The sequence below is a fragment of the Mycetocola sp. genome, assembly GCF_046716805.1.
Lineage (GTDB): Bacteria > Actinomycetota > Actinomycetes > Actinomycetales > Microbacteriaceae > Mycetocola_A.
Genome location: NZ_JBKJWH010000118.1, coordinates 1 through 3,918, shown reverse-complemented (window position 1 = coordinate 3,918; position 3,918 = coordinate 1). Strand labels below are relative to the sequence as shown.

Genomic DNA, 3,918 nt, shown 5'->3' with positions numbered 1-3,918 from the left:
CATGAAGCCTTCCACGCCGCGGTAGATCAGGCAGATTTACCGGAGGCCGGCCAGGAAGCGGCCGGTATTGACTTCGGCTCAGACGTGCAGACTGAACACGAGAGTGAATGACCGTAGTCAGAGAATGACACCCCGTCTGACTTGCCCGATTTTCCGTGGGGAGTGTCCACTCCGGAGCCCGCTCCGGGATGACGTGCTGACCGGACACGGAGGTAGGAACGAGATGAGACTGCTCACCGAAGAGGAGCAGGCGATTGTGATCAAAGCCGAGCGACGGGCGTCGGCTGCACTGTCGTATGGGCTCCGGGAGAGTGTCGTGAACGGGCAGCTCGCCATGCTGTCCAGCATGCTCGACAGCATCCGCGAGGTGCCCGGGTCGTCCGGCGCACTCCTGGAGGCACGGCTCCTGGAGCGAAAAGCGTCTCTCATCCGCCGAGTCGTGGGGCTGCCTGTGCTGGTCCGCTTCTTCAGGGAATCCACTGACGTTCTTCTCGATCCGATCCTCGGCTCGAGGTGACCCCGTGTACCCCATCGGCTCGCTCGGCGGCTCGTGCGTGTTGGTTGCCGACGAGGAGTATCCGGTCATGGTCCGCGAGATGCTCAGCGACGCTCGACGGCGTTGCCTGGTGAGCATGTTCATCGTCGACGCCGGCAGTCGATCCGAATCCATGAACAGCGTTGTTCTCGCTCTGGAGGCCGCCGTGTGGAGGGGCCTGGACGTGCGGGTCGTGCTGGGCGGTTCACGGACGAACCAGCGAATCGCCGAGGCAACCGCCGGTGCTGCGCAGGTGTTCCATGATCGGAGCATCCCGTCCCGGTGGCTTGCAGCACAGCCACGACGAGGAAGCCACGCCAAGATCGTCATCGTGGACGACTCCGTGCTGGTCGGATCCCACAACTGGTCGGTCGGGGCGTTCTCCGGTCAGCATCAAGACAGCGTCCGAGTCGATTCACCAGCTCTCGCCGCGTACTTCACGGCGCTTTTTGACGCTCAGTGGTTGAAGGCGGGGACGGGCTGATGTTCGTTTTCGACTGGTCCGAGTTCGCGACCGACACCGTCGTCGCCCGGCTGTACCTCGAGCTCAGCATGGATCCCCTGAGCGACGAGACGAGCGCGGTGCGCGCGAGGCTGGCAACGCTCTTCGGACTCGTCGGCGGGCTCAGCATCTCTGACGAGATCCCCACGGATGCCGCCCGGGACTCACTGGCCCTGCAACTCGTTGACGAGGCCTGCGAGCACACGCTCCGCCATGTTGCCGCTCCGGATATCACCGCAGGTTTTGTGGTGGACAATCAGCCGACCAACGCTCCCTTTGAACGTGAGGTGCAGGATCGCGACGTTGTGGCGATCAACAATGCCACCGAAGTGCAACTCGATGGGCTCCCGGGAATCGGGCCGACGTTGGCGGCACGAATCGTCGCATCCCGCGATTCGACGGGATCGTTCGGCTCAGGTGAAGAGCTGGATCAGCGGGTGCAAGGCCTTGGCCCCATTGGAGTGCAAGACCTTGCGAACGTGCTGTCGTACGCACGCCCCGAGCATTTCGCCCTTCACCATGCCAGCGACTTGGGGTCGCGCTTGCGGTTGGTGCATTCCCTGAGTGGCTCAGGAGCGACGTCACTCCTGGGCACCCTGGATCTACTGAACGCCGTCTGTGCGGAGCATCCGCACCCCTTCACGACACACCGTCTGAGGAGACGCCCGTCGATGCCGCTGAACGACGGGACATCATCGGCTGAGTGGGTCGCGGTGCTTGCCAATGACACGTATCACCCGGCGGTCGAATCGGCGATCGGCGATGCACTCGTCTCGATCGAGGTGTGCATGTTCCACATCGCCCTGGGCGGAGCGGGGCACCCCACCCGGATTCTTCTCGAGAAGCTCGTCGAGGCACACCAACGCGGAGTTGGCGTTCGAGTGATTCTGGACCGAGACCGGAAGACCGACCCGTACCTGTCGACCATCATCAACAAGCCCGCCAAGGAGTTCCTGGAGAGCGCAGGGGTGCCGGTTCGCTCGGACGCGGAAGACGCCCTGATGCACTCGAAATTCCTGGTGATCGACCGAAAGCTCGTCGTGATCGGGAGCCACAACTGGTCGGCCGGGTCGTACGAGCAATTCGACGACGTCAGCCTGGCGATATCCTCTCCCGATCTGGCCCGGGACCTGCAGCTTCGCTTCGACACACTGTGGGATGCCGCTTAGACCGTCACGACAGAGGGCTCGGCGCGTGCAGGGAGGGCTCGTTTCGAAAACCCCTTCGCGATCAGCCACACGCCGAAGACCAGCTCGAAGAGGCCGCCCGGAATCGACAGCGGAAGCCCCCAGCCTGCGACGCCGACGAGTTCGAGCACCGCTCCGGTGAAGAAGACGGCATAACCGACGACGCCCCACACCGCAATGAAGCGCGGCACCAGCCGTGCCCGGAACAGCAGCGCGCAGAAGAACAGGCTCGCGAAACCGAGCGCCGCCATCGCGACCTGGTACGCGACATCGTTCGCCTCGAGTGCGGACGTGGCGCGCGTCGTGAGCGCCGTGGCATCCGCAGTGTTGGTCGTCGCGAGTTCGCCGCTGAGCGCGACGAGCGAGAGCAGAAAACCGATGCCGATGACCAGAACCACGGCTTCAACGAGGCGGCCACTGAGGTAGACCCGGGCGACCGCGGTGCTATGCCGGGTGAGCAGAGGGAACAGCAGCACGCCGATCGTTGCGACGATGATCGAGTTGGTGAGCATCAGGGCGGTACCCAGAGTGAACTGCGTCGTGTTTGATGCGACGCTGGTGAGCAGGTCAGGCGCGGCGAGTACAGATGTCGTCAGCGACGTTCCGACTCCGTACGCGAGGATCGCGGCCAGGAAGAGGACGCCAACGAGGCGGGTTCTCGTCCGATCTGTGAGGGGCGAGCGTGTGGTGGTCATGTCCTTCTTCTTTCGGCGTTGGAGGGTCGGCTACAGCGGAAAGCTCGTGCCGGTGAGTTCTTCGGATGCCGCCCACAGGCGCGCGGCGGCAACCGGATCGGAGGCGTCGGCGGAGCGGTCCACGAGCGTGGGCGGTCCAGCGAAACCGCCGCGCTTGCTCGGGCCGGCGTAGCCCGCTGCGGGCATCGGCGCCGTGGCGGCGAACAGGGTCGGAGCTGCTCCATCGATCGCCTTCTGCGCGAACAGGGCGACGACGACTTTGGCGAAGACGTTGAGCGCCACATTGGTGGAACTCGAGTTGAGGTTCGTCGCCGCCATGCCGGGGTGGGCGGCCGTCGCGAGGACGCTCGACCCGGCCGCGGTCAGGCACCGCTGCAGCTCGAGCGTGAAGAGCAGGTTCGCAAGTTTTGACTGCGCGTACCCCGCCGAACCGCCGCCATAACGGCGGGTGGTGAAGTTGAGGTCGTCGAAGTCGATCCGTCCCGATTTGTGCACGGTGCTCGCGACCGTGACGATGCGCCCGGTGATGTGCGGCAGAAGCAGGTTCGTCAGAGCGAAGTGGCCGAGGTGGTTGGTGCCGAACTGCAGCTCGAAGCCGTCCGCTGTGCGGGTGAGCGGCGGCACCATGACGCCGGCGTTGTTGACGAGGAGATGGATGTCACCGGTCCAGGCCGCTGCGAAGGTGTGGATCGAGACGAGGTCGGCCAGGTTCAGCTGCCGGACCTCGGTGGAGCCAGCGATCGTGGCCGTGGCATCCCGGCCTTTCTGCTCGTCGCGCACGGCGAGAACGACGTGGGCACCGTGTGCGGCAAATGCACGGGCGGCTTCGAGGCCGATGCCGCTGTTGCCGCCGGTGACGATGACCGTCTTACCGGTGAGGTCGGGCAAGTCGGCCTGGGTCCAGTCGGCGGTGGGGGCGAGCGTGCTGGTCATGATCATGGTCCTTCGGAGGAGAGTTCACCATACGGTGTAAGGTGAGGCGAGAAAGCTACCATACGC

5 protein-coding genes are annotated in these 3,918 nt (G+C 64.7%); 3 read left to right on the top strand and 2 right to left on the bottom strand.

The features are described 5' to 3' along the window. Nucleotides 1–223 precede the first annotated feature (223 nt). From ACLQ62_RS09370 to ACLQ62_RS09360, 3 genes are read left to right on the top strand one after another with little or no spacing between them, the layout of a single operon-like run. On the top strand, nt 224–517 hold the full coding sequence (locus ACLQ62_RS09370; RefSeq protein WP_411721379.1) for a hypothetical protein: 294 nt from the start codon (nt 224–226) through the stop codon (nt 515–517). A gap of 4 nt (nt 518–521) precedes the next feature. Then, entirely contained in the window at nt 522–1,019 is a 498-nt protein-coding gene (locus tag ACLQ62_RS09365; protein ID WP_411721378.1) for a phospholipase D-like domain-containing protein, read from the top strand. Further along, complete coding sequence (locus tag ACLQ62_RS09360; protein WP_411721377.1) at nt 1,019–2,206, top strand: phospholipase D-like domain-containing protein; 1,188 nt, start codon at nt 1,019–1,021, stop codon at nt 2,204–2,206. Before ACLQ62_RS09365 ends, ACLQ62_RS09360 begins: the two co-directional genes overlap by 1 nt. Here the strand turns inward: ACLQ62_RS09360 and ACLQ62_RS09355 are convergent. Continuing rightward, a complete protein-coding gene (locus ACLQ62_RS09355) occupies nt 2,203–2,919 on the bottom strand; it encodes a DUF4386 domain-containing protein (RefSeq protein ID WP_411721376.1) in 717 nt (238 codons plus the stop codon). The genes ACLQ62_RS09360 and ACLQ62_RS09355 overlap by 4 nt on opposite strands. A 30-nt stretch (nt 2,920–2,949) precedes the next feature. Continuing rightward, nucleotides 2,950–3,852, bottom strand: coding sequence for an oxidoreductase (locus ACLQ62_RS09350; RefSeq protein ID WP_411721375.1), 903 nt, complete (start codon nt 3,850–3,852; stop codon nt 2,950–2,952). Between the last annotated feature and the right edge of the window lie 66 nt (nt 3,853–3,918).

Excerpts from the sequence above, each read along its gene's own strand:
- ACLQ62_RS09350 (WP_411721375.1), bottom strand. The coding sequence starts at position 3,852 with ATGACCAGCACGCTCGCCCCCACCGCCGACTGGACCCAGGCCGACTTG.
- ACLQ62_RS09370 (WP_411721379.1), top strand. The coding sequence starts at position 224 with ATGAGACTGCTCACCGAAGAGGAGCAGGCGATTGTGATCAAAGCCGAG.
- ACLQ62_RS09355 (WP_411721376.1), bottom strand. The coding sequence starts at position 2,919 with ATGACCACCACACGCTCGCCCCTCACAGATCGGACGAGAACCCGCCTC.
- ACLQ62_RS09360 (WP_411721377.1), top strand. The coding sequence starts at position 1,019 with ATGTTCGTTTTCGACTGGTCCGAGTTCGCGACCGACACCGTCGTCGCC.